Raw genomic sequence first — 20,777 nt, forward strand, 5'->3', positions numbered from 1 at the left:
CCCCCGGGGGCCGATGGTTGCCCGGGAGGCGGGAACGTAACGGGGTGTTCACACTCGGCCGAGCTGCTTCACGTGCCGCAGCAGGGGCGCGGACTCCACCCGGTCGACGCCGTCCAGGCCGCTGATCCGCTCGGTCAGGTAGCGGTAGAAGGCCGCCATGTCGGTGCAGATCACCGTCGCCACCAGGTTCGTCGAGCCGGTCGTGGCGGCCGCGAAGACCACCTCCTCGTGCTCGGCCAGCGCGGCCCCGACGGCGGCCAGCCGGGCGGGCGCCACCGTCACCCAGAGCAGCACCGGGGCCAGGAAACCGAACACCTGCGGCCGTACCTCGACGTCGTAGTAGAGGGCCCCGGACCGGCGCAGCTCCCGCATCCGCCGGCGGACCGTCGACTCCGGCCAGCCGGTCGCCGCGGCCAGCTCCGCGTAACCGGCCCGCCCGTCCCGCGACAGCACCTCCAGCAGAGCCTCGTCACCGTCGGCCAGCCGGATCGGTGACGTGCCGGCCGGGCCGGCGGGCCGGCCGGAGGCGCCGATCGTGAACGGTGGCGGTGGCGGGGCCGGCACCCCGTCCGGGGTGAGCGCGGCGATCTGCCCGGCGGTCAGTGCGTCGTCGCGCCGGTCCGGGCCGACCGCGCCGCCGACGAAATGGTGGATCAGGCAGTGCGCGGTCACCGACACCAGCCGGGGCGTGCGCGGCAACCTGTCCAGCAGCAGCGACTCCCGGTCGGCGTGCGCGGCCAGCCGGGCCAGGCAGGAGATCTCGGTGCCGCCGGAGAACACGCTCACCCAGGCGGTGTCGGGCCGGCGGGCCAGCGCGTCGGCGAGCGGCCCGGCCATGTCCGGCGAGGTGTGCAGCCGCAGCATCCACGACTCGTAGCCCAGCCGGATCGGATTGGGCATGCCCACCACCCGGACCCCGGCGCCCTCCCGCAGCCGCCGGTAGCGCCGGGCCACCGTCTGGTCGGAGATGCCGAGGACCGCACCGATCTCCCGGTAGCCGGCCCGGCCGTCGACCCGCAGCGCGTGCACGATCTGCCGGTCCAACATGTCGATATCCACCCCGTGAACGCTAGCCGAATGTCGAGATCCGCCGCATGCCGCTGAAAACGTGGTGCGGTGGGAAGAGCAGGCGGCAGAGTGCGGCGCATGCGAAAGTGGTCACCCCTGCTCGCCGTCTGTCTCGGCACCTTCCTGCTGCTCGTCGACGTCACCATCGTCATCGTCGCGCTGCCCAGCATCGCCGCCCACCTCGAAGCCGGCCCGGACGACCTGGCCTGGGTCCTCGACGGCTACGCCCTGGCACTCGCCGCGCTGCTGCTCGGCGCCGGAGCCCTCGCCGACCGGTACGGGCGCCGGGTCACGTACCTCACCGGTCTCGTGCTCTTCGGTCTGTCCTCGCTGCTCTGCGCGCTCGCGCCGACCGTGGACACGCTGGTCGCCGCCCGGGTCCTGCAGGGCGTCGGCGGCGCCGCGATGTTCGCCACCACGGTGGCCATCCTCAACGTCACCTACCGGGGCCGCGACCGCGGCATCGCCTTCGGCGTGTGGGGCGCGGTCAACGGCGCCGCCACCGCGGCCGGGCCGCTGGCCGGCGGCCTGCTCACCGAACATCTCGGCTGGCGCTGGATCTTCCTGGTCAACCTGCCGATCGTCGTGGTCGCGGTCTGGTTCACGATGCGTACGGTCACCGAGTCCCGCTCCGACCGGGCCGGCCGTTTCGACATCCCCGGCACGATCACCTTCACCCTGGCCGCGACCGCGCTGGTCTACGGGCTGATCCGGGCCGCCGACGACGGCTGGACCGCCACCGCCGTGCTCGGCCCGCTCGCCCTCGGCCTGGCCGGGACCGCGCTGTTCGTCGCCGTCGAACGCCGCTCCGCCGCACCGATGCTGGACCTCGCGCTGTTCCGGCGACCCGGGTTCACCGGGCTGATCATCGCCGCGTTCCTGTGCCAGGCGGCCGCGTTCGCCTACCTGCCGTTCACCACGATCTGGCTGCAGCGGGTCCTCGGGCACGGGCCGGTCGACGCCGGACTCCTCGGCGCCCTCCCACTGAGCGGCGCCGCGCTGCTGGTCGGGGCGCTCGCCGGACGGTTCCTCCAGCAGGCCCGGCCGTGGATCACGATCGGAGCGGGGCTGCTGCTGGTCGCGGCCGGCGACCTCGCCCAGTCGGCCGTCGGCGCGGACAGCGGCGGCGCGGTCCTCATCCCCGGGCTGATCCTGGTCGGGCTCGGCGTCGGCGTGGTGCTGCCGGTCCTGTCGTCGGCGGTGCTGAACGAGGTGCCGCACGAGCGCAGCGGCATGGCCGGCGGGGCACTCAACACGTTCCGCCAGCTCGGGTTCGCGTTCGGTGTTGCGATCTTCGGCACAGTCTTCGCCGACGTCTCCCCTCAGCAGAACGTGTACGCCGGCGGGCTGAGTGACGCGGTCGTCATGGCCGCCGGGTTCGCCCTGGTAGCGGCCCTGACAGTGGTGCTGCTGGCCCGTCCGAGGGCGGAACAGCCGGTGAAAATCGGGTGACACGCCCCAGCGGCGGTGCGGCAGCATGGCCGTCGTGGTGGAGACGCGGGGACCCGTTCGATATCTGTGGTGGCTGGCCCGGCAGGTGAAAGGCTGGGTGGCGCGCGGGGCGATGTTCGGGTCGCTCTGGTTCGTCAGTCTGGCCGTCACGCCGTACCTCATCTCCCAGGCGATCGACCGCGGCCTCGCGCCGCGCCGCGCCGGCGTCCTCTTCGCCTGGGCCGCGGTGATCCTGATCGTCGGCGCGGCCAGCGCGGGGCTCGGCATCATGCGGCACCGCAGCATGACCAAGCTCCGGCTGGCCGCCGCACTGAAGACCGCCGACCTGGTGATGACCCACGCCACCCGGCTCGGCGCGGCCCTGCCCCGCCGGGTCACCGCCGGCGAGGTCGTCACCATCGGCATCTCCGACGTCTGGACCGTCGGCCGCGCCATGAACGCCGGTGGCGTCGGCGTCGCCGCGGTCATCGCCTTCTGCGTCGTCGCGTTCCTGCTCGAACAGATCTCCGGCCTGCTCGCCGCGGTCGTCCTGATCGGCGTGCCGGTGCTGGCCCTGATCATCGCGCCCCTGCTGCGCCGCACCCAGCGGGCCGCCGGACGGTACCGCCACCACCAGGGCGAACTCAACGGCAGGCTGGTCGACGTGATCGGCGGCCTGCGCGTGCTCAACGGGCTCGGCGGCAAGGAGGCCCACCTGGAGCGCTACCGGCGTGAGTCGGCGAGACTGCGCGACCAGGGCTACCGGGTCGGCGGCCCGTCCAGCTGGATCGGCGCGCTCGGCGACGGCCTGCCGGTGGTGTTCCTCGCCGTGGTGATCTGGCTGGCCGCCCGGCTCGCCGTCGACGGCGACCTCACCGCCGGACAGCTCGTCGCGGTCTACGGCTACACCGCGATGCTGGTCATCCCGGTCAACGTGATGATCTTCGTCGGGTTCGACGTCACCCGGGGCATCGTCGCCGCCCGCCGCATCACCGACTTTCTGCGCCTGCCCGAGGACGACCCGGCCGGCGAGCCCGCCCCCGACGGCCCGGCCGCCCTGTACGACCCCGGGTCCGGGGTGCGCGCCGAACCCGGCCGGTTCACCGCCCTCGCCGGCGACCGGCCCGCCGACGCCGCCGAGATCCTCGACCGGCTCGGCCGCTACCGGCCCAGCGACGCCACCTGGGGCGGGCGGCCACTCGCCGGGATCGCCCAGCCCGACATCAGATCCCGCATCCTCGTCGCCACCCACGACGCCGACCTGTTCGCCGGACCACTGCGGTCGGTCGTCGCCGGCGCGGCCGACCCCGACGACGACCGCGTCCGCCGGGCCCTGGACACCGCCGTCGCCCACGACGTCGGCGACGACCTGGACCGGCCCGTCGACTGGGGCGGGCGCAACCTGTCCGGCGGGCAGCGGCAGCGGGTCCGGCTGGCCCGGGCCGTCTACACCGACCCGGAGATGCTGCTCGCCGCCGAACCCACCTCGGCCGTCGACGCGCACACCGAGGCCGCCATCGCCGATCGGCTCAGCGTCGCGCGTACCGGCCGCGGCACCGTCCTGGCCACCACCTCGCCGGTGCTGCTCGACCGCGCCGACACCGTCCACTACCTGGTCGGCGGCCGGGTCGCCGCCACCGGCACCCACCGGGAACTGCTCGCCGCCGTCCCCGGGTACCGCGCCCTCGTGGCCCGCGCGTTCGGAGACGACCTGTGACCGCCCCGCTCCCCGCCGTCGGTTCCCGTTCCGTCCGTGACCGCCGCGTTCCCCGTCGGTTCCCGCTCCGGAGGTCGTCTGTGACCACGCTGCTTCTCGTCGGTTCCGGCTTCGGAGGTCGTCTGTGACCACGCTGCTTCTCGTCGGTTCCGGCTTCGGAGGTCGTCTGTGACCACGCTGCTTCCCGTCGCCAGTCCTCGCGAGGTCGTTCTCGCCGCCCGCCGGCTGATCGCCGCCGACGGCCGGGCCGTCACCGGGATGCTGGTCCTCAGTTCGCTGGCCGCCGCGGCCGGGCTCGGCGGGCCGTGGCTGCTCGGCCGGATCATCGACACCGTCGCCGCCGGAGGCCGGGTCGGCGACGTCGACCGGCTCGCCCTCGCCGTCCTGCTCTGCGCCGTCGCACAGACCCTGCTGTCGCGCTACGCGCTGTCCGCCGCCTACCGGTTCGGCGAACGCACCGCCGCCCGCATCCGCGAGATCTTCCTCGACCGGGTGCTCGGCCTGCCCGCCTCCGTCGTCGAACGCACCCCCGCCGGTGACCTCGCCGCCCGCGGCAGCACCGACGTCGACGGCGTCGCCACCGCGCTGCGCGACTTCCTGCCACCGATCTTCGTCGGCGTAGTGCAGATGGTGTTCCTCATCGTCGCCGTGATCGTCCTCGACCCGCTGCTCGGCAGCGTCGGCGTCATCGGCTTCTCCGGCATCTGGTTCATCACCCGCTGGTACCTCCGCCGCGCCCGCAACGCCTACCTCACCGAAGGCGCAGCGACCTCCCAGCTCGCCGACGAACTCGCCGCCACCACCGACGGCGCCCGCACCGTCGAGGCGTTCGGCCTGCAGGAACGCCGCATCACCGCCGGCGGCGCGGCCCTCACCGAGACCCGGCGCACCCGGCTCGTCACGCTCGGCCTGCGCAGCGTGTTCTTCCCGCTCGCCGAAACCTCCTACGCGGTGCCGGCCGTCCTCGGGCTCGTCCTCGGCGGCCTGCTGCACCTCGACGGCCGGGTCAGCGTCGGCACCGTCGCCGCAGCCGTCCTCTACCTGCGGCAACTGGTCAGCCCGCTGGACACCATCCTGATCTTCCTCGACCAGATCCAGGCCGGCGGGGCATCCTTCGCCCGCGTCGAGGGCCTCGGCGCCGTCCCCAACCCGGGCCCCGTCTCCAACCTGACACCCGCCGACGAGCGCATCGAGGTACGGGGCGTCCGCTACGCCTACGACGAAGGCCGCGACGTGCTCCACGACGTCGAACTCACCGTCCGCCCCGGCGAACGCCTCGCCATCGTCGGCCTGTCCGGCGCCGGCAAATCCACCCTCGGACGGCTCGTCGCCGGCGTCGAACGGCCCACCGCCGGCACCGTCACCGTCGGCGGCGTCGCCATCGCCGAACTGCCACCCGACCAGCTGCGCCGCCACGTCGTCCTGGTCACCCAGGAACACCATGTGTTCCGGGAGACCCTGCGGGAGAACCTCATGGTCGCCGCACCCGACGCCGAACTCGAGGCCGCCCTGCACACCGTCGGCGCCGACTGGGCCGACGACCTCGACCGCGACCTCGGCGAACACCCCCTCGACGGCGCGCAGGCCCAGCAGCTCGCCCTCGCCCGGGTGGTCCTCGCCGACCCGCACACCGTCATCCTCGACGAGGCGACCGCCCTGCTCGACCCGACCGCGGCCCGGGCCGCGGAACGCTCGCTGGCGGCGGTACTGCACTCCCGGACCGTCATCGCCATCGCGCACCGTCTCCAGACCGCACACGACGCCGACCGCGTCGCCGTCATGGACGCCGGGCGCATCATCGAGCTCGGCACCCACGACGAACTCGTCGCCGCCGACGGACCCTATGCGGCGCTGTGGCGCTCATGGCACGGAGGCGAGAGCATGCCCGCCACCGCCTGATCCGGGGTGGCCGCCCACTTCCCTGCGGCGGCTTCCCCGCGGCGGCCTTTCGCGGCGGCTCCTCCGTGGCGGCCTCCCTGCGGCGGCCTTTCGCGGCGGCTCCTCTGCGGCGTCGCCCTGTGTCGGCGTTTCGCGGCGGCTCCTCTGCGGCGTCGCCCTGTGTCGGCGTTTCGCGGCGGCTCCTCTGCGGCGTCCGGCCTGCGGACCCGGGACCAGCCGACTTCCGGGCTCGGATAGACTCGACGCCGCAGCCGAACCCGGCGACCCGAAAGTGCCAGGGTGGTATGCCGAAGCGAGTTCGCATCGAGCGCCCGACCTCCCGTCAGCGCCAGCTATCACCCGCCGGCATCGCTGAGGCACGCGGGCGTGGGCGTGTTCCCGGACGTCACGCTCTGTCTGTCGGCTCCGCCTGAAAACCGACCACGTGCCCCCTCGGGCGGTGCCGTGTGTCCGCGCGGGCGGTGCTGTGTGTCCGCGCTGCCGGCACCTTCAAAATCGTCCCTCGCATGTCTCATGCCGCCCGGAACGTCGTTCAGCTTCCCGGTCTTCGGCGGCCATCGTGACAGTGACGGTGAGTTCACACAGCCCTGATCGTGCGACCTGGTGTCGTGGTTGGCGGCGCTGGGTGTGCCCGGTGGTTGTTTGGGGTTTTGTCTCGTCTTGTTTGGCGGGCGTTAGGCGTGCCCGGTTGTTGTTTGGGCGTTTCTGCCGTCGTGGTTGGTGGTGGTCGATTTGTTGATGGGGTTGGTGTTGGTGGGCGGCGGTTTTGCCCGGTGGGGTTGCTGGGTGGGGGTGCCGTCCTGGGTGGGGCGGTGGGGGCGCCCGGCGTGTGCCTGGGTGTAGGTGCTGGCTTGTGTGGGTGGGGTGGTGGTGGATTTGTTGATGGGGTTGGCGTTGGTGGGCGGCAGTTTTGCCCGGTGGGGTCGCTGGGTGCGGGTGCCGCCCTGGGCGGGGCGGTGGGGGCGCCCGGCGTGTGCCTGGGTGGGGGTGCCGTCCTGGGTGGGGCGGTGGGGGCGCCCGGCGTGTGCCTGGGTGTAGGCGCTGGCTTGTGTGGGTGGGTGGTGGTGGTGGTGGTGGTCGATTTGTTGTTGGGGTTGGTGTTGGTGGGCGGCGGTTTTGCCCGGTGGGGTTGCTGGGTGGGGGTGCCGTCCTGGGTGGGGCGGTGGGGGCGCCCGGCGTGTGCCTGGGTGTAGGCGCTGGCTTGTGTGGGTGGTGGTGGTGGTGGTGGTGGTCGATTTGTTGTTGGGGTTGGCGTTGGTGGGCGGCGGTTTTGCCCGGTGGGGTCGCTGGGTGCGGGTGCCGGCCTGCGTGGGGCGGTGGGGGCGCCCGGCGTGTGCCTGGGTGTAGGCGCCCGCTCGTGTGGGTGTGGTGGGCCTGTGGGTGTGGTGGCCCTGGTGGGCTGTGGGCGTTGTGGTGGGCCTGTGGCTGTGGTGGCGGTGGGCCTGGTGGCTGGGCGTGATGGCTGTGGGCGTTGTGGCGGCCGTGGTGGGTGTGGGCGTGATGGTGAGTGTGGTGGGTGGTCGGAGTGGGTCGGGGATGGGCCTTGACCCGGGTGAGCGGCCGCACGTAATCTACCGGTAACTCTGAAACGTTTCACGATTTGAACGCCGAACACGACGAAGAAGAGCGGATCTCCATGACCAACCCCGTAGTCTCCGAGCTCATCGCCCGCTCCAACCGCCTCGGGGCGGATCCGCGGACGACCAACTACGCCGGCGGCAACACCTCTGCCAAGGGGGCCGACATCGACCCGGTGACCGGGGACTCGGTCGACCTGGTGTGGGTCAAGGGCTCCGGCGGTGACCTCGGCACCCTCACCGGGAAGGGGCTGGCCGTGCTCCGCCTGGACCGGCTGCGGGCGCTCACCGGTGTCTACCCGGGCGTCGAGCGTGAGGACGAGATGGTCGCCGCTTTCGACTACTGCCTGCACGGGCGCGGGGGCGCGGCGCCGAGCATCGACACCGCGATGCACGGGCTGGTCGACGCGCCGCACGTGGACCACCTGCACCCGGATGCCGGGATCGCGATCGCGACGGCCGCCGACGGGCCGGCGCTAACCAAGGAGATCTTCGGCGACCGGGTGCTGTGGGTGGACTGGCGGCGGCCGGGCTTCCAGCTGGGGCTGGACATCGCCGCCGCGTACCGGGCGAACCCGCAGGCGATCGGCGTCATCCTGGGCGGGCACGGGATCACCGCGTGGGGTGCGACCAGTGACGAGTGCGAGGCGAACTCCAACGAGATCATCGATACGGCGGCGGCCTACATCGAGGAGCACGGCCGTGCCGAGCCGTTCGGCGCGACAGTGGTGACGGCACTGGAGCAGAACCGGCGACACGAGCGCGCCGCCGCCCTCTTCCCGGTGATCCGGGGGCTGGCCTCCACCGACCGTCCCCAGGTGGGCCACTACAACGACAGCGACGTGGTCCTGGAGTTCGTGGGCAGCGAGCGCCTGGCCGAGCTGGGCGCTCTCGGCACCTCCTGCCCGGACCACTTCCTGCGCACCAAGGTCAAGCCACTGGTCGTGGACACCGCCCCGGATGCGCCCCTCGACGACGTGGTCGCCCGGCTCACGGAGCTGCACGAGGCCTACCGGGAGGACTACCGCGGCTACTACGAGCGGCACGCCACCGCGGACAGCCCGGCGATCCGGGGCGCCGACCCGGCGATCGTGCTGGTCCCGGGCGTGGGCATGTTCTCGTTCGGCGCCAACAAGCAGACCGCGCGGGTGGCCGGCGAGTTCTACGTCAACGCGATCAACGTAATGCGCGGGGCCGAGGCGATCTCCCGGTATGCGCCGATCGACGAGTCGGAGAAGTTCCGCATCGAGTACTGGGCGCTCGAGGAGGCGAAACTTCAGCGCATGCCGAAGCCGAAGGCCCTCGCCACCCGGGTCGCCCTGGTCACCGGCGCCGGTTCGGGGATCGGCCGGGCGATCGCGCTGCGCCTGGCCGCCGAGGGCGCGTGCGTCGTGGTCAGCGATCGCGACACCGGGGCGGCGGCGGCCGTGGCCGCGGAGATCGGTGGGACGGATGTCGCCGTGGCGGTGAGCCTCGACGTCACCGACGAGAACGCCGTGGCTGCTGCCGTACAGCAAGGGGTGTTGGCCTTTGGCGGGGTTGATCTGGTCGTCAACAACGCCGGCCTGTCGCTGTCGAAGTCGCTGCTCGACACCACCGCCCGGGACTGGGACCTGCAGCACGACGTGATGGCCAAGGGCTCGTTCCTGGTGTCGCGGGAGACCGCGCGGGTGCTGATCGCGCAGCGCATGGGCGGCGACATCATCTACATCTCCAGCAAGAACTCGATCTTCGCGGGGCCCAACAACGTCGCCTACGGCGCCGCCAAGGCCGACCAGGCCCACCAGGTCCGTCTGCTGGCCGCGGAGCTCGGCCCGCACGGCGTCAGGGTCAACGGCATCAACCCCGATGGCGTGGTACGGGGTTCCGGCATCTTCGCCGGGGGATGGGGCGCCGACCGTGCGGCCGTGTACGGGGTGCCCGAGGAGAAGCTGGGTGAGTTCTACGCGCAGCGCACCCTGCTCAAGCGGGAGGTCCTGCCCGAGCACATCGCCAACGCGGTCTTCGCGATCACCGGTGGCGACCTGACCCACACCACCGGCCTGCACGTTCCCGTCGACGCGGGTGTCGCAGCGGCGTTCCTGCGATGAGCGAGGCGTTCGCGGCGGTGGATCTCGGCGCGTCCAGTGGGCGCGTCGTGGTCGGCCGCTTCCACGACGGCACCCTCGACCTGGAGGTCGTGCACCGGTTCGCCAACGAGCCGGTCCGTGTCGGCGGCACCCTGCACTGGGACATCCTGTCGCTGTACCGGGGGGTGCTCGACGGGCTGGCCAAGGCTGGTCCGGTGCGGAGCATCGGCATCGACTCGTGGGCCGTCGACTACGGGCTGATCGACGCCGACGGGGCGCTGCTCGGCAACCCGGTGCACTACCGGGACTCGCGGACCGACGGGATCGCCGAGCGGGTCAAGGACCTCTACAGCGTCTGCGGGTTGCAGAGACTTCCGTTCAACACGGTCTACCAGCTGCTGGCGGCCGAGCCGACGGCACAGTACGCGGCGGCCGAACGGCTCCTGATGATCCCGGACCTGCTCGCCTACTGGCTGACCGGGGAGATCGGGGCGGAGTACACCAACGCCTCGACGACCGGGCTGCTCGATGTCCGTACCCGCGAATGGTCCCTGCCGTTGATCTCCGAATTGGGCTTGCGGGCCAGGCTGTTGCCACCGGTGCGGCAACCCGGCGACCGGATCGGCCTCTTCGGCGGGACGCCGGTGATCGCCGTCGGGTCGCATGACACCGCCAGCGCCGTGGTGGCCGTGCCCGCGACCGGTGACGACTTCGCCTACATCTCGTGCGGCACCTGGTCGCTCGTCGGCCTGGAACTCGGCGAGCCGGTGCTGAGCGAGGCGTCCCGCGAGGCGAACTTCACCAACGAGGGCGGTGTCGACGGCACCATCCGCTATCTGCGCAACGTCATGGGCCTGTGGCCGCTACAGGAGTGCCTGCGCGAATGGGGCTCGCCCGGCCTGCCCGAACTCCTGCTCGCCGCGGCGGCCGAACCGGGTCTGGCGCACGTCGTCGACCTGGACGACCCGGTCTTCATGCCGCCCGGCGACATGGCGGGCCGGCTGCGCAAACTGGCCGGCCTGCCCGCCGACGCGAGCCGCGCCACCATCGTGCGATGCATCCTGGACAGCCTGGCGCTCGCGCAACGGCGCGCGGTGCGCCAGGCCCAGGAACTCGCCGGCCGGCACGTCGGCGTGGTGCACCTGGTCGGCGGCGGCGCGCTCAACGGACTGCTCTGCCAGCTGACCGCCGACGCCTGCGGGCTGCCGGTGCTGGCCGGGCCGGTCGAGGCCACCGCCATCGGCAACCTGCTCGTCCAGGCCCGCGCCGCCGGCGTCGTCGAGGGCGGGCTGGATGCGATGCGGGCGCTGGTGCGCGAGACTCAACAGATCGTGCTCTACACACCGGGCGGCTCGGCCGCCGACTGGGACGCCGCGGCCGCACGAGCAGGGAGGTGACCGTGCGGATCGCGTTCTTCGCCACCTGCCTGGCCGACACCCTCTTCCCGGAGGCGGCCAAGGCCACGGTGCGGCTGCTGGAACGGCTCGGGCACGAGGTCGTGTTCCCGTTCGAGCAGACCTGCTGCGGGCAGATGCACATCAACACCGGGTATCAGAAGGAGGCGTTACCCCTGGTCAGACGGTACGCCTCGGTCTTCGACCGGTACGACGTGATCGTGGTGCCGTCCGGGTCGTGCGCCGGGTCGATCCGGCACCAGCACGGCATTGTCGCCGCCACCCACGGCGAAGCCGGGCTCGCCGCCCGCAGCGCCTCGGTCGCCGCCCGTACCTACGAGTTGTCCGAGCTGCTCATCGACGTGCTCCAGATCGAGGACGTGGGGGCCTACTACCCGCACCGGGTCACCTACCACCCCACCTGCCACAGCCTGCGGATGACCCGGGTCGGCGACAAACCGCTGCGCCTGCTGCGGCGGGTGCGCGGGCTCGACCTGGTCGAACTGCCGGCAGCCGAGCAGTGCTGCGGGTTCGGCGGCACCTTCGCGATCAAGAACGCGGAGACGTCGACAGCGATGCTCGCCGACAAGATGACGAACATCGTGTCCACCGGCGCCGACGTCTGCACCGCCGGGGACAGTTCCTGCCTGATGCACATCGGTGGCGGCCTGTCCCGGCTGAGGACCGGCGTGCGGACCGTCCACCTAGCCGAGATCCTGGCCTCGACGGAGTACGCGTGACCACCTTCCTGGGGATGCCCGTGACGGCGCCGCGCGGCGTCGGTCACCTGCGCGGCGACCAGACGTTCCCCCGGGCGGCCCGGGACGCTCTGCAGAACTCGCAGCTGCGGCGCAACCTGCGACACGCCACCACGACGATCCGTGGCAAATCGGGCCGGGTGATCGCCGAGCTGCCCGACTGGCAGTCGCTGCGGGACGCCGGTTCGGGCATCAAGGCCGACGTCATGTCCCGGCTCCCCGAACTCCTGGTGCGGCTCGAGGAGCGGGTCGTCGCCGCCGGTGGCGTGGTGCACTGGGCGGCCGACGCCAACGAGGCCAACGCCATCGTCACCGAGCTGGTGAAAGCCACCGGCTCGGAACGGGTCATCAAGGTCAAGTCGATGGCCACCCAGGAGATCGGGCTCAACGAAGCCCTGGAAGCGGCCGGGATCACCCCCGTCGAGACCGACCTCGCCGAACTCATCGTGCAGCTCGGCGACGACAAACCCAGCCACATCCTGGTGCCGGCCATCCACCGGAACCGGTCCGAGATCCGGGAGATCTTCCTGCGGGCCATGCCCGGGGTCGACCCCGCCCTGACCGACGACCCGCCGGTCCTCGCCGCGGCCGCCCGGCGCTACCTGCGGGAGACGTTCCTGTCGACGAGGGTGGCGGTCTCCGGGGCGAACTTCGCCATCGCCGAGACCGGCACGCTCGGTGTCGTCGAGTCCGAGGGCAACGGGCGGATGTGCCTCACCCTGCCGGACACCCTGATCACCGTGATGGGCATCGAGAAGGTGCTGCCCACCTGGCGCGACCTGGAAGTCTTCCTGCAACTGCTGCCCCGGGCGTCGACCGGGGAACGGATGAACCCCTACACCACCATGTGGACCGGGGTGACACCCGGAGACGGGCCGCAGAACTTCCACCTCGTGCTGCTCGACAACGGGCGCAGCGCCGTCCTCGCCGACACCGTGGGACGGTCGGCGCTGCACTGCATCCGGTGCTCGGCCTGCCTCAACGTGTGTCCCGTCTACGAGCGGACCGGCGGGCACTCGTACGGGTCGGTCTATCCGGGGCCGATCGGGGCGGTACTGTCGCCGCAGCTCACCGGGGTGGCCGACAACGCCTCGCTGCCGTTCGCGTCGTCGCTCTGCGGGGCCTGCTTCGACGCCTGCCCTGTCAAGATCGATATTCCGTCGCTGCTGGTGCATCTGCGGGACAAGGCACCCCATCCGGTGGCCGAGAGAGCGGCCATGGCGGCCGCCGCACGGATCATGGATCGCCCCCGGTGGTACGCGTCCGCGCAGCGCGCCGCCAAGATGGCCCGTATCGCCGGGCGGCGGGGACGAGGGCTGCCACCGCCGTTGTCGGGGTGGACGGCGGGGCGCGATCTGCCGGAGTTCCCACAACAGACGTTCCGCGACTGGTGGGCCCAGCGACCAGCCGTCCCACCCGCGGGTGAGCCCTCCTCGGGTTCGGAGGAGGGACGGTGAGCTCACGTGACCTCATTCTCGGGCGGGTGCGGGCCGCGCTGCGTGACGCGCCCGTGGTACCGGAGGTGCCCCGTGGCTATCGGCCCGCCGGGAGGGACACGGCCGACCTCGAAGTGCTCGTCGACCGGCTCGTCGACTACAAGGCCGAGGTGTATCGGGTGACGTCCGCCGAGGTGGCCGCCACCGTCGCCGGCCTGGTCGGGAAGGGTGGGGCGGTGCTCGTACCCCCTGGTCTGCCCGAGGAGTGGCGCCCGGAGGGTGCCTTCGCCGACGACGACCTCGCGCCGGATCGCATCGCCGCCGCCGACGCCGTGCTCACCGCGGCGGCCGTCGCCGTCGCCGAGACCGGGACGATCGTGCTGGACGCCTCACCCGACCAGGGGCGGCGGATCATCACGCTGCTGCCGGACGTACATGTCTGCGTCCTGCGGCCGTCGCAGGTGGTCGCCTCGGTACCGGACGCGATCGCCCGCCTCGACGCCACCCGGCCGTTGACGTGGATCAGTGGGCCGTCGGCCACCAGCGACATCGAACTCAACCGGGTCGAGGGCGTCCACGGCCCGCGCCACCTGCACGTCCTGCTCCTGACCGACTGATCCGCCATCCGCGCCCGATCCACGGCGCGGGTGTGGTCAGTGGCTCCGGCCGGCGATCATGGCCAGCAGGTCGGCGTGGGTCGACGGGTCCGCGGCGGCGACCAGGCCGCCCCGGCCGCTGTGCGGCGGGTGGCCGTCGAGGTCGGTGACGATGCAGCCGGCCGCCTGGCACAGGGCGATCCCGGCGGCGAAGTGGACGCTGTCGCTCAAGTCGCCGTCGGTGACGTAGGCGGCCCGCCGCCCGGCCGCGACCCAGGCGACGGCGAGCGTGGTGGAGACGACCCGGGGGCGGAACCGGTCGATGAAGGCGTCGTCCGACAGCAACGCGGCTGCCAGGAAGTCCGGGCGGTTCGGGAACGGCGGATCCAGGTTCAGGTCGACCAGGCGTGACGCGCCGGACGGGGTGAGCGGCCGGTCCACGCCGCTGTGCCGGAGCCGGGCCGTGTCGCCGTCCGTCCAGAGGATCTCGTTGTTGAACGGGTCGGCGACGGCCGCCACGATGGTCCGGCCGTTGTCGCGCAGGGCCACGTTCACCGCGGTCAGCATGGTGTTGGCGGCGTAGTTGAGGGTTCCGCAGAGAGGGTCCACCAGCCACATCCGGGTGGTGTCGCCGATGCCGGTCCGGCCGGACTCCTCGCCGAGGATCGTGTCGCCGGGGCGGGCGGTGCGAAGGACGTCCAGGATCGCCTTCTCCGCCTCGATGTCGGCGACCGTCGCGAAATCGTCGCCGTCCTTGGCGAACCGTGCCAGCGCGGAACCGGCCAGCGAGGACTCGTAGCGGGCGCGGACGACGGCGGCGCCCGCGGATGCCGCCGCGATGGCCAGGTCCCGGTCAGTGATCGACATGCATGCACCCTACAAACGACCCGACGACGGCGACCCGGCGCGCTTTCGACGGGAATCGGGGCGGTGAACGCGAACCCTCGGCGTCACCGGGTCAGGGCCTCGACGTGGCGGACGAGGTCCTGGGCGGTGAACGGTTTGGTCAGGTAGTCGTCGGCTCCGGCGTCGAAGGCGGCGGCTACCTCCAGCCAGCGGCCCCGCTCGGTGATCAGCAGAATAGGCACGTCGGCGGTGTCCTCGGCGGACCGCAACGCCTGGCACAGGGCGGTGGCCGTCATGTCGTGGCCGGCCGCGTCGAGGGAGGCGTCCAGGACCGCGCAGTCCGGCGGGTGGGCGTGTGCGGCTCGGAGGGCGGACTGCCCGGAGTTGCGGGACGACACCTCCAGGCCGGCCGAGGTGAGGACCGTCTCGATGATGCGCAACAGTGTCGGATCGTCGTCGACCACGAGAACCGAAGCCACCCTCACCCCCAAAGCGCCCACGACGTCGTTGATCACTCCATACAGTAGGGGCCGTGCCGGAGATCGGGGACCGGATCTGGACCGTGGGACGGCTGCTGCGCGCCGGTGTGCTGCTCACGCTGGCCGTCGTCGTCGCCGTGGCGGCCACCGGGTTCGTGCGCAACAGCGAGAGCCTGCGGGCCTACGACGAGTTGCGGCGCTCCGGCGAGATCATGGAACGGATCATCCTGCTGCGGGCGGCGGTCGAGGACATGGTCGCGCCGGCCGCGCCGGCCGCGCCGGTGGGCGTTCCGGTCACGGTGCCGACCGGCGTGCCGGACGCGGCCGATCCGGAGGGGCCCACGAACCCGGTGGACCCCGTCGATCCGGCTGACGTGGCTGATCCGGTCGGTGCCGCGGCCGCCAATCCCGGACCGCTGAACACCGCCGACCTGGCGGGCGCGTCCCCCGTGGCGCCGTCCGCGCCGGCCGACATCCTCCGGTTCCGGGCGGCCGAGGTGGGGCGGCTGGCCGGGTCCGACCCGGTGCACCGTGAACTCCTCCAGCGGATCGACCCGGCCGCCGACATCACCGTCCTCCGCGCCGCCACCGACGAGATGCTCGGCCACGAGGAGACCCTGCTGGACCGGCGGATCGGCGACACCGGGGCGGTCGCCCGCAACAGCCGCTGGATGATCGTCTGGATCGCCGTGCTGGCCATCGGTCTCGTTCTGATCGCCGGCCACCTGCTGGAACGCCGCTTCACCCGGGCGGCCGCCGGACTGACCGGAGCCGTCCGCCGCGCCCGCGACGGTGACCTGTCCCGTCCCGCGGAGGTGCACGGCCCGCGCGAACTGGCCGAGCTGACAGCCGCGTTCAACGAGGGCATGGCGGGGCTGGCGCACGCCCGCGACGAGGCGAACGCCGCGACCGCGGCCGGTTCGGCGTTCCTGGACGCGATGAGCCACGAGGTCCGCACCCCGATGACCGCGGTGACCGGCATGACCGGGATGCTCCTGGAGACCGGCCTCGACGACCGGCAGCGCGAACTCGTCACCACCGTCCACGCCAGCGGCACGACACTGCTCACCGTCGTCGACGACCTGCTGGACCTGGCCCGGATCGAGGTCGGCGACCTGTCCCTGGACCGGCGGGCGTTCTCGCTGCGTGGGTGCGTGCGCCGGGCGATGGATCCGGTGGCGTCCGCGGCTGAGGCGAAGGGCCTGCATCTGGCCGCGCACCTGGCGGCCGGCTGCCCGGAGCGGGTCCGCGGCGACGACGTGCGGGTGGGCCGCATCCTGACCGCCCTGCTGCGGCGGGCCGTGGAGGACACCGAGCACGGGGCGGTCACGGTGAGTGTCTCCGCGCATTCCCATCCGGATGGTCTGGAGGTGCACTTCTCGGTCCGGGACACCGGGCTCGGCGTTCCGTCGGACCGCCGTCCCGACCCGGGTGTCCTCCTGGCCCGGCGGCTCGCCACGTCGATGGGCGGCGGTGTCGCCACCGAGAACCGGCCCGGCCAGGGCACGACGGTCACCGTCACGGTGCGGCTGGACGAGGCGCCACAGCCGGACCGGACCGGGCGCTCCCCGGTGGACGGCCGCAAGCGGCAACTGCTGGTGCTGGTCGCCGAGGACGATCCGGTGGACCAGCGTCTGACCCGGCGGCTCCTGGAACGCCGCGGCCATCGGGTGATCACGGTGGCCGACGGGGAGGCCGCGGTCGAGGCGGTTCAGCGTGACCGGTACGACCTGGTGCTCCTCGGGTCCGGTCTGCTGGTGCTGGACGGTGCCACGGCGGCGAGGCTGATCCACGCCGACCCGCCGCCGCACGGGGCGCCCCGGATCGTCGCGATCTGCTCCGACCCGGAGGAGAGGGGCGACTTCGTGACCGCCGGCGTGGACGGGATCCTGGCCCGGCCGGTGGACGTGGCCGAACTCGACGTGGTCCTGGCGACGGCTGCGGCGTACGCCGATGTCCGTCTCGCCGGTCTCGGACCGCTGCCCGGACCGGACGACGGTGAGCCCGCGATGATCCGTGCCTGTGCCGACGTGATCGCCGGACCGGGCGCCGAGCCGGAGGACCGCCGCCGTCTCGCCGAGATCCTGCACAACTTCGCCGACCGCCTGCCCGGCCTGCTGGACCGGATGGACGAGGCCGCGGCCAGCGGTGACACCCGCAACCTGGCCCGTCTCGCGCACAGCCTGAGGGCCTCGTCGGCGACGCTGGGCGCGAACCGTTTCGCCGCGCTCTGCGCCGATCTCGAGGCCCGGGCCGGCCGTGTCCCGGAGACCGCCGACGTGCTTCACGACCTGCACGAACGGGCCCGCGAGGTCAGTGACACGATGGAGACGATCTCCCGGCAGCTCACCCGGGCGTCCTGATCCGGCTTGATCCGCAATCCTGGCCGCGATCTCGGTAGTAACAGCGACAATCACCATCGTGAGCGAAAAAACAGGGCAAAACGCGAGTAAGCGTCGTATCCGGTGGATCGGTGCCGTGATCGTCGTCAGCGGGGCCGTGGCCGGTGGCGTGATCGGGGCCCTCAACCGGGACGGCGGTGACAAACCGGCGGCGATCGTCGTGGCCGTCGCCGACCGGGGCGCGGTCACCCTCGACGTGGCCACCACCGGCACCGTCGAGCCGGCGACCACGCGCAGCCTGTCGTTCGCCGTCGCCGGCACCGTCGAATCGGTGCAGGTGCGGGCCGGCAACAAGGTCAGCAAGGGGCAGAAACTCGCCGCCCTGGACGACACCGAGGCGGCCGACGACGTCAGTGACGCCGAGACCAGTCTCGCCGAGGCCCGCGACCGGCTCGGTGACGCCGAGACCGTCGGCGCCCGGGCCACCGCGAGCGCCACCACCTGCGCCCGGACCGGGCCGACCGTCGCACCGGCGGCCGTCGGGCCGGCGGCGGCACCGGCGGTGGGGATCCGGGCGGCCGTCGAGGGCCGCGTCGCGAGCCCGTGCGTCACCCGCGGCTACCCCGACACCGGCAGCGACCAGGTGCTCACCGCGCAACAACAGGTCAACCGGGCGGCCCGGGCGGTCGAGGCCGCCGAGAAGGCCCTCGACGGTACGGGCATCGTCGCGCCGATCGCCGGGACCGTCGTCTCCGTCGGGGGCAAGGTCGGCGATCAGGTCCGGGGCGGGTCGACGTTCATCAGCCTGGCCGACACGTACTCCATGCAGGTCCGCGCCGATTTCCCGGAGGCCGACGCGGGCGCGCTGGCCGCCGGGCAGACCGCGACGATCAGCCTGGCCGACTCCGACGACGTCTACGAGGCCGAGGTGGTCCAGGTGGACCCGGCCGGCACCTCCGACGGCACGCTGGTCCGCTACGGGGTGGTGCTGTCCTTCGCCGACTCGCCGGCCGACCTGCTCGTCGGCCAGAGTGCCCAGGTCAAGGTGCGTACCGGCGCGGTCACCAACGTGCTGCGGGTGCCGTCGACCGCGGTCCACGACGTGTCCGGCGGATCGGGCACCGTGCTGGTCCGTGCCGCCAACCGGTCGGAGGAACGCGTTGTGGCCGTCGGGCTCCGCGGGGACCAATACACCGAGATAACCGGCGGACTGGAGCAGGGCGACCAGGTGGTGCGTTCCTGGTAGCGGAGGGATTGCCGGAAGACAGCACGCCACGAACCGGCCGGAAGGCATGATGACGGTGTGAATGCGCTGCGTCGTCCCAGCACGGCCGTGAACGCCCTGCTGGCCCTCCTGATCGTCGGTGCCGGGTTCTGGGGCTGGGCCCTGCTGCGGGACACCTCGCAGACGACCCGGGCCAGCGCGGCCGGCGTCCGGACCGTCACCGCCACCCAGGGCACCGTCACCCGGACCGTGTCCGCCGACGGCGCCGTGGCCAGCGCGTCCACCGCCACCGCCACGTTCACCACGTCGGGCACGGTCACCGAGATCCCGGTCAAGGTCGGTCAGACGGTCGGCTCCGGCGCTCTGCTGGCCAAGGTCGACGCCACCGACGCCAAGCGCGACCTGGAGCTGGCGCAGGCCAACCTGGAGGCGGCCGAGGACGCGCTCGACCGGGCCGAGAGCGCGGGCACCGACACCGACAACGCGTCGAACGCGGTGACCGAGGCCGAACTGGCCGTCGACGAGGCGGAGGCGGCGGTCGCCGGCACCCGGCTGACCGCCCCGATGGCCGGCACCGTGGTCGCCGTCAACGGCACCCTCGGCGGATCGTCGAGCGTCGGCTCGTCGGCCTCCGGGGCGAGCGGCAGCTCGACCGGCGGGTTCGTGGACATCGCGGACCTCGGCAAGCTGCAGATCACCGCGGCCTTCTCCGAGGCGGACGCCACCGAGCTCAAGGAGGGCCAGAGCGCGACCATCGTCTGGAACGCGCTCCAGAACGCCGAGACCACCGGCGAGGTGGTGGCCGTCGACCCGACCGCGACCAGCGAGAACAGCGTCGTGACGTACGGCGTGACGGTCAGCCTGCCGAACCCGCCGGACGGCGCCAAACCCGGCCAGACCGTGACCGTGTCGGTGGTGACCGGCAGCGTGGAGAACGCCGTCATGGTCAACGCGGTGGCGGTCACCACCATCGGAAACCGGCGCACCGTGACCGTGCTGGACGCGGCCGGCAAGCAGGAGGTCCGCCAGGTGCAGGTCGGCCTGGAGGGTGACGACGCCGCCCAGATCACCTCGGGTCTGGCCTCCGGCGAGCGGGTGGTCATCCCGACCACCACGACGACGACCACGACCACCACCAACATGCGCGGTGGCGGTGCGGGCGGCTTCGCCGGTGTCGGCGGAGCGCCTCCGGGCGGCGGCGGGAACGGCGGGCGCTGATCATGGGCCGGCCGGTTCTGGACGTACGGGAGCTCACCAAGATCTACGGCGAGGGCGACACCGAGATCCGTGCCCTCGACGGCGTGAGCCTGCAGGTGGAGCGGGGCGACTACGTGGCCGTCATGGGCTCGTCCGGGTCCGGCAAGTCGACCCTGATGAACATCCTGGGCTGCCTGGACGTCCCGACGACGGGCACGTACCTGCTCGACGGGGTGGATGTCAGCTCGCTCAGTGACGGGCAACTGGCCCTGGCCAGGAACCGGCTGATCGGGTTCGTCTTCCAGGCGTTCAATCTCATCCCGCGGACCAGCGCCGTCGCCAACGTGGAACTGCCGCTGGCGTACTCCGGGATGAAGGCCGCCGAACGGCGCCGCCGCGCCATGTTCTCCCTGGACCTGGTGGGTCTCGCCGACCGGGCCGACCACGAGCCCAACCAGCTCTCCGGTGGCCAGCAGCAGCGGGTCGCGGTGGCCCGCGCGCTGGTCACCGAGCCGGCGCTGCTGCTGGCCGATGAGCCGACCGGCAACCTGGACAGTCACGCCACCGAGGAGGTGCTCGCCGTGTTCGACGATCTGAACGCGGTCGGTCGCACCATCGTGCTGATCACGCACGAGGAGGAGGTGGGTGCCCGGGCCGACCGGCTGATCAAGCTCTTCGACGGCCGGATCACCACCGACGCACGGCAGGAGCCGTCCGGACGGCACGCAGCTGCGGGAGTTTAG

The 20,777-nt window shown here is 72.5% G+C and carries 15 protein-coding genes; 12 read left to right on the forward strand and 3 right to left on the reverse strand.

Translation table 11 applies throughout. From position 1 onward, the window contains the following. Nucleotides 1–48: 48 nt before the first annotated feature. Nucleotides 49–1,059, reverse strand: a complete 1,011-nt coding sequence (locus tag ACFO0C_RS31325; protein WP_378070318.1) for an Lrp/AsnC family transcriptional regulator — start codon at nt 1,057–1,059, stop codon at nt 49–51. 87 nt (nt 1,060–1,146) lie between these two features. Between ACFO0C_RS31325 and ACFO0C_RS31330 the strand changes: the two genes are divergently transcribed. From ACFO0C_RS31330 to ACFO0C_RS31365, 8 genes are all read left to right on the forward strand, one after another. Further along, on the forward strand, nt 1,147–2,520 hold the full coding sequence (locus ACFO0C_RS31330; protein WP_378070319.1) for an MFS transporter: 1,374 nt from the start codon (nt 1,147–1,149) through the stop codon (nt 2,518–2,520). Between the two features lie 112 nt (nt 2,521–2,632). Beyond that, nucleotides 2,633–4,216 carry an ABC transporter ATP-binding protein gene (locus ACFO0C_RS31335; protein ID WP_378070498.1) on the forward strand — a complete coding sequence of 528 codons (1,584 nt, stop codon included), beginning with the start codon at nt 2,633–2,635 and terminating at the stop codon, nt 4,214–4,216. Nucleotides 4,217–4,384: 168 nt separating this feature from the next. Then, nucleotides 4,385–6,115 (forward strand): ABC transporter ATP-binding protein, encoded by a 1,731-nt coding sequence (locus tag ACFO0C_RS31340; protein ID WP_378070320.1) that lies wholly within the window; start codon nt 4,385–4,387, stop codon nt 6,113–6,115. 1,636 nt (nt 6,116–7,751) lie between these two features. Then, nucleotides 7,752–9,782 carry a bifunctional aldolase/short-chain dehydrogenase gene (locus tag ACFO0C_RS31345; RefSeq protein WP_378070321.1) on the forward strand — a complete coding sequence of 677 codons (2,031 nt, stop codon included), beginning with the start codon at nt 7,752–7,754 and terminating at the stop codon, nt 9,780–9,782. Continuing rightward, the gene (locus ACFO0C_RS31350) at nt 9,779–11,158 is read left to right on the forward strand and encodes a rhamnulokinase (protein WP_378070322.1); all 1,380 of its coding nucleotides are present in this window, start codon (nt 9,779–9,781) and stop codon (nt 11,156–11,158) included. The genes ACFO0C_RS31345 and ACFO0C_RS31350 overlap by 4 nt, the downstream gene beginning before the upstream one ends. A 2-nt stretch (nt 11,159–11,160) precedes the next feature. Then, nucleotides 11,161–11,895: a (Fe-S)-binding protein gene (locus ACFO0C_RS31355; protein WP_378070323.1), complete on the forward strand. Its 735-nt coding sequence runs from the start codon at nt 11,161–11,163 to the stop codon at nt 11,893–11,895. After that, nucleotides 11,892–13,370, forward strand: a complete 1,479-nt coding sequence (locus tag ACFO0C_RS31360) for a lactate utilization protein B (protein WP_378070324.1) — start codon at nt 11,892–11,894, stop codon at nt 13,368–13,370. Before ACFO0C_RS31355 ends, ACFO0C_RS31360 begins: the two co-directional genes overlap by 4 nt. Continuing rightward, complete coding sequence (locus ACFO0C_RS31365) at nt 13,367–13,966, forward strand: LutC/YkgG family protein (protein WP_378070325.1); 600 nt, start codon at nt 13,367–13,369, stop codon at nt 13,964–13,966. The genes ACFO0C_RS31360 and ACFO0C_RS31365 overlap by 4 nt, the downstream gene beginning before the upstream one ends. Nucleotides 13,967–14,002: 36 nt before the next feature. Here the strand turns inward: ACFO0C_RS31365 and ACFO0C_RS31370 are convergent, their stop codons facing one another. Then, the gene (locus tag ACFO0C_RS31370; protein ID WP_378070326.1) at nt 14,003–14,812 is read right to left on the reverse strand and encodes an inositol monophosphatase family protein; all 810 of its coding nucleotides are present in this window, start codon (nt 14,810–14,812) and stop codon (nt 14,003–14,005) included. Nucleotides 14,813–14,895: 83 nt separating this feature from the next. Continuing rightward, nucleotides 14,896–15,270: a response regulator transcription factor gene (locus tag ACFO0C_RS31375; RefSeq protein ID WP_378070327.1), complete on the reverse strand. Its 375-nt coding sequence runs from the start codon at nt 15,268–15,270 to the stop codon at nt 14,896–14,898. Between the two features lie 53 nt (nt 15,271–15,323). Here ACFO0C_RS31375 and ACFO0C_RS31380 point away from each other — a divergent pair, with 53 nt between their 5' ends. From ACFO0C_RS31380 to ACFO0C_RS31395, 4 genes are all read left to right on the forward strand, one after another. Beyond that, on the forward strand, nt 15,324–17,633 hold the full coding sequence (locus ACFO0C_RS31380; protein WP_378070328.1) for a histidine kinase dimerization/phospho-acceptor domain-containing protein: 2,310 nt from the start codon (nt 15,324–15,326) through the stop codon (nt 17,631–17,633). A gap of 115 nt (nt 17,634–17,748) precedes the next feature. Beyond that, on the forward strand, nt 17,749–18,858 hold the full coding sequence (locus ACFO0C_RS31385) for an efflux RND transporter periplasmic adaptor subunit (protein ID WP_378070329.1): 1,110 nt from the start codon (nt 17,749–17,751) through the stop codon (nt 18,856–18,858). Nucleotides 18,859–18,915: 57 nt separating this feature from the next. Then, on the forward strand, nt 18,916–20,055 hold the full coding sequence (locus ACFO0C_RS31390; protein WP_378070330.1) for an efflux RND transporter periplasmic adaptor subunit: 1,140 nt from the start codon (nt 18,916–18,918) through the stop codon (nt 20,053–20,055). Nucleotides 20,056–20,057: 2 nt separating this feature from the next. Continuing rightward, nucleotides 20,058–20,777: an ABC transporter ATP-binding protein gene (locus ACFO0C_RS31395; RefSeq protein WP_378070331.1), complete on the forward strand. Its 720-nt coding sequence runs from the start codon at nt 20,058–20,060 to the stop codon at nt 20,775–20,777.

The organism is Actinoplanes subglobosus, from assembly GCF_042650585.1.
In the GTDB taxonomy this organism is placed as follows: Bacteria; Actinomycetota; Actinomycetes; order Mycobacteriales; family Micromonosporaceae; genus Actinoplanes; species Actinoplanes subglobosus.

Excerpts from the sequence above, each read along its gene's own strand:
- ACFO0C_RS31330 (WP_378070319.1), top strand. The coding sequence starts at position 1,147 with ATGCGAAAGTGGTCACCCCTGCTCGCCGTCTGTCTCGGCACCTTCCTG.
- ACFO0C_RS31335 (WP_378070498.1), top strand. The coding sequence starts at position 2,633 with ATGTTCGGGTCGCTCTGGTTCGTCAGTCTGGCCGTCACGCCGTACCTC.
- ACFO0C_RS31345 (WP_378070321.1), top strand. The coding sequence starts at position 7,752 with ATGACCAACCCCGTAGTCTCCGAGCTCATCGCCCGCTCCAACCGCCTC.
- ACFO0C_RS31350 (WP_378070322.1), top strand. The coding sequence starts at position 9,779 with ATGAGCGAGGCGTTCGCGGCGGTGGATCTCGGCGCGTCCAGTGGGCGC.
- ACFO0C_RS31370 (WP_378070326.1), bottom strand. The coding sequence starts at position 14,812 with ATGTCGATCACTGACCGGGACCTGGCCATCGCGGCGGCATCCGCGGGC.
- ACFO0C_RS31395 (WP_378070331.1), top strand. The coding sequence starts at position 20,058 with ATGGGCCGGCCGGTTCTGGACGTACGGGAGCTCACCAAGATCTACGGC.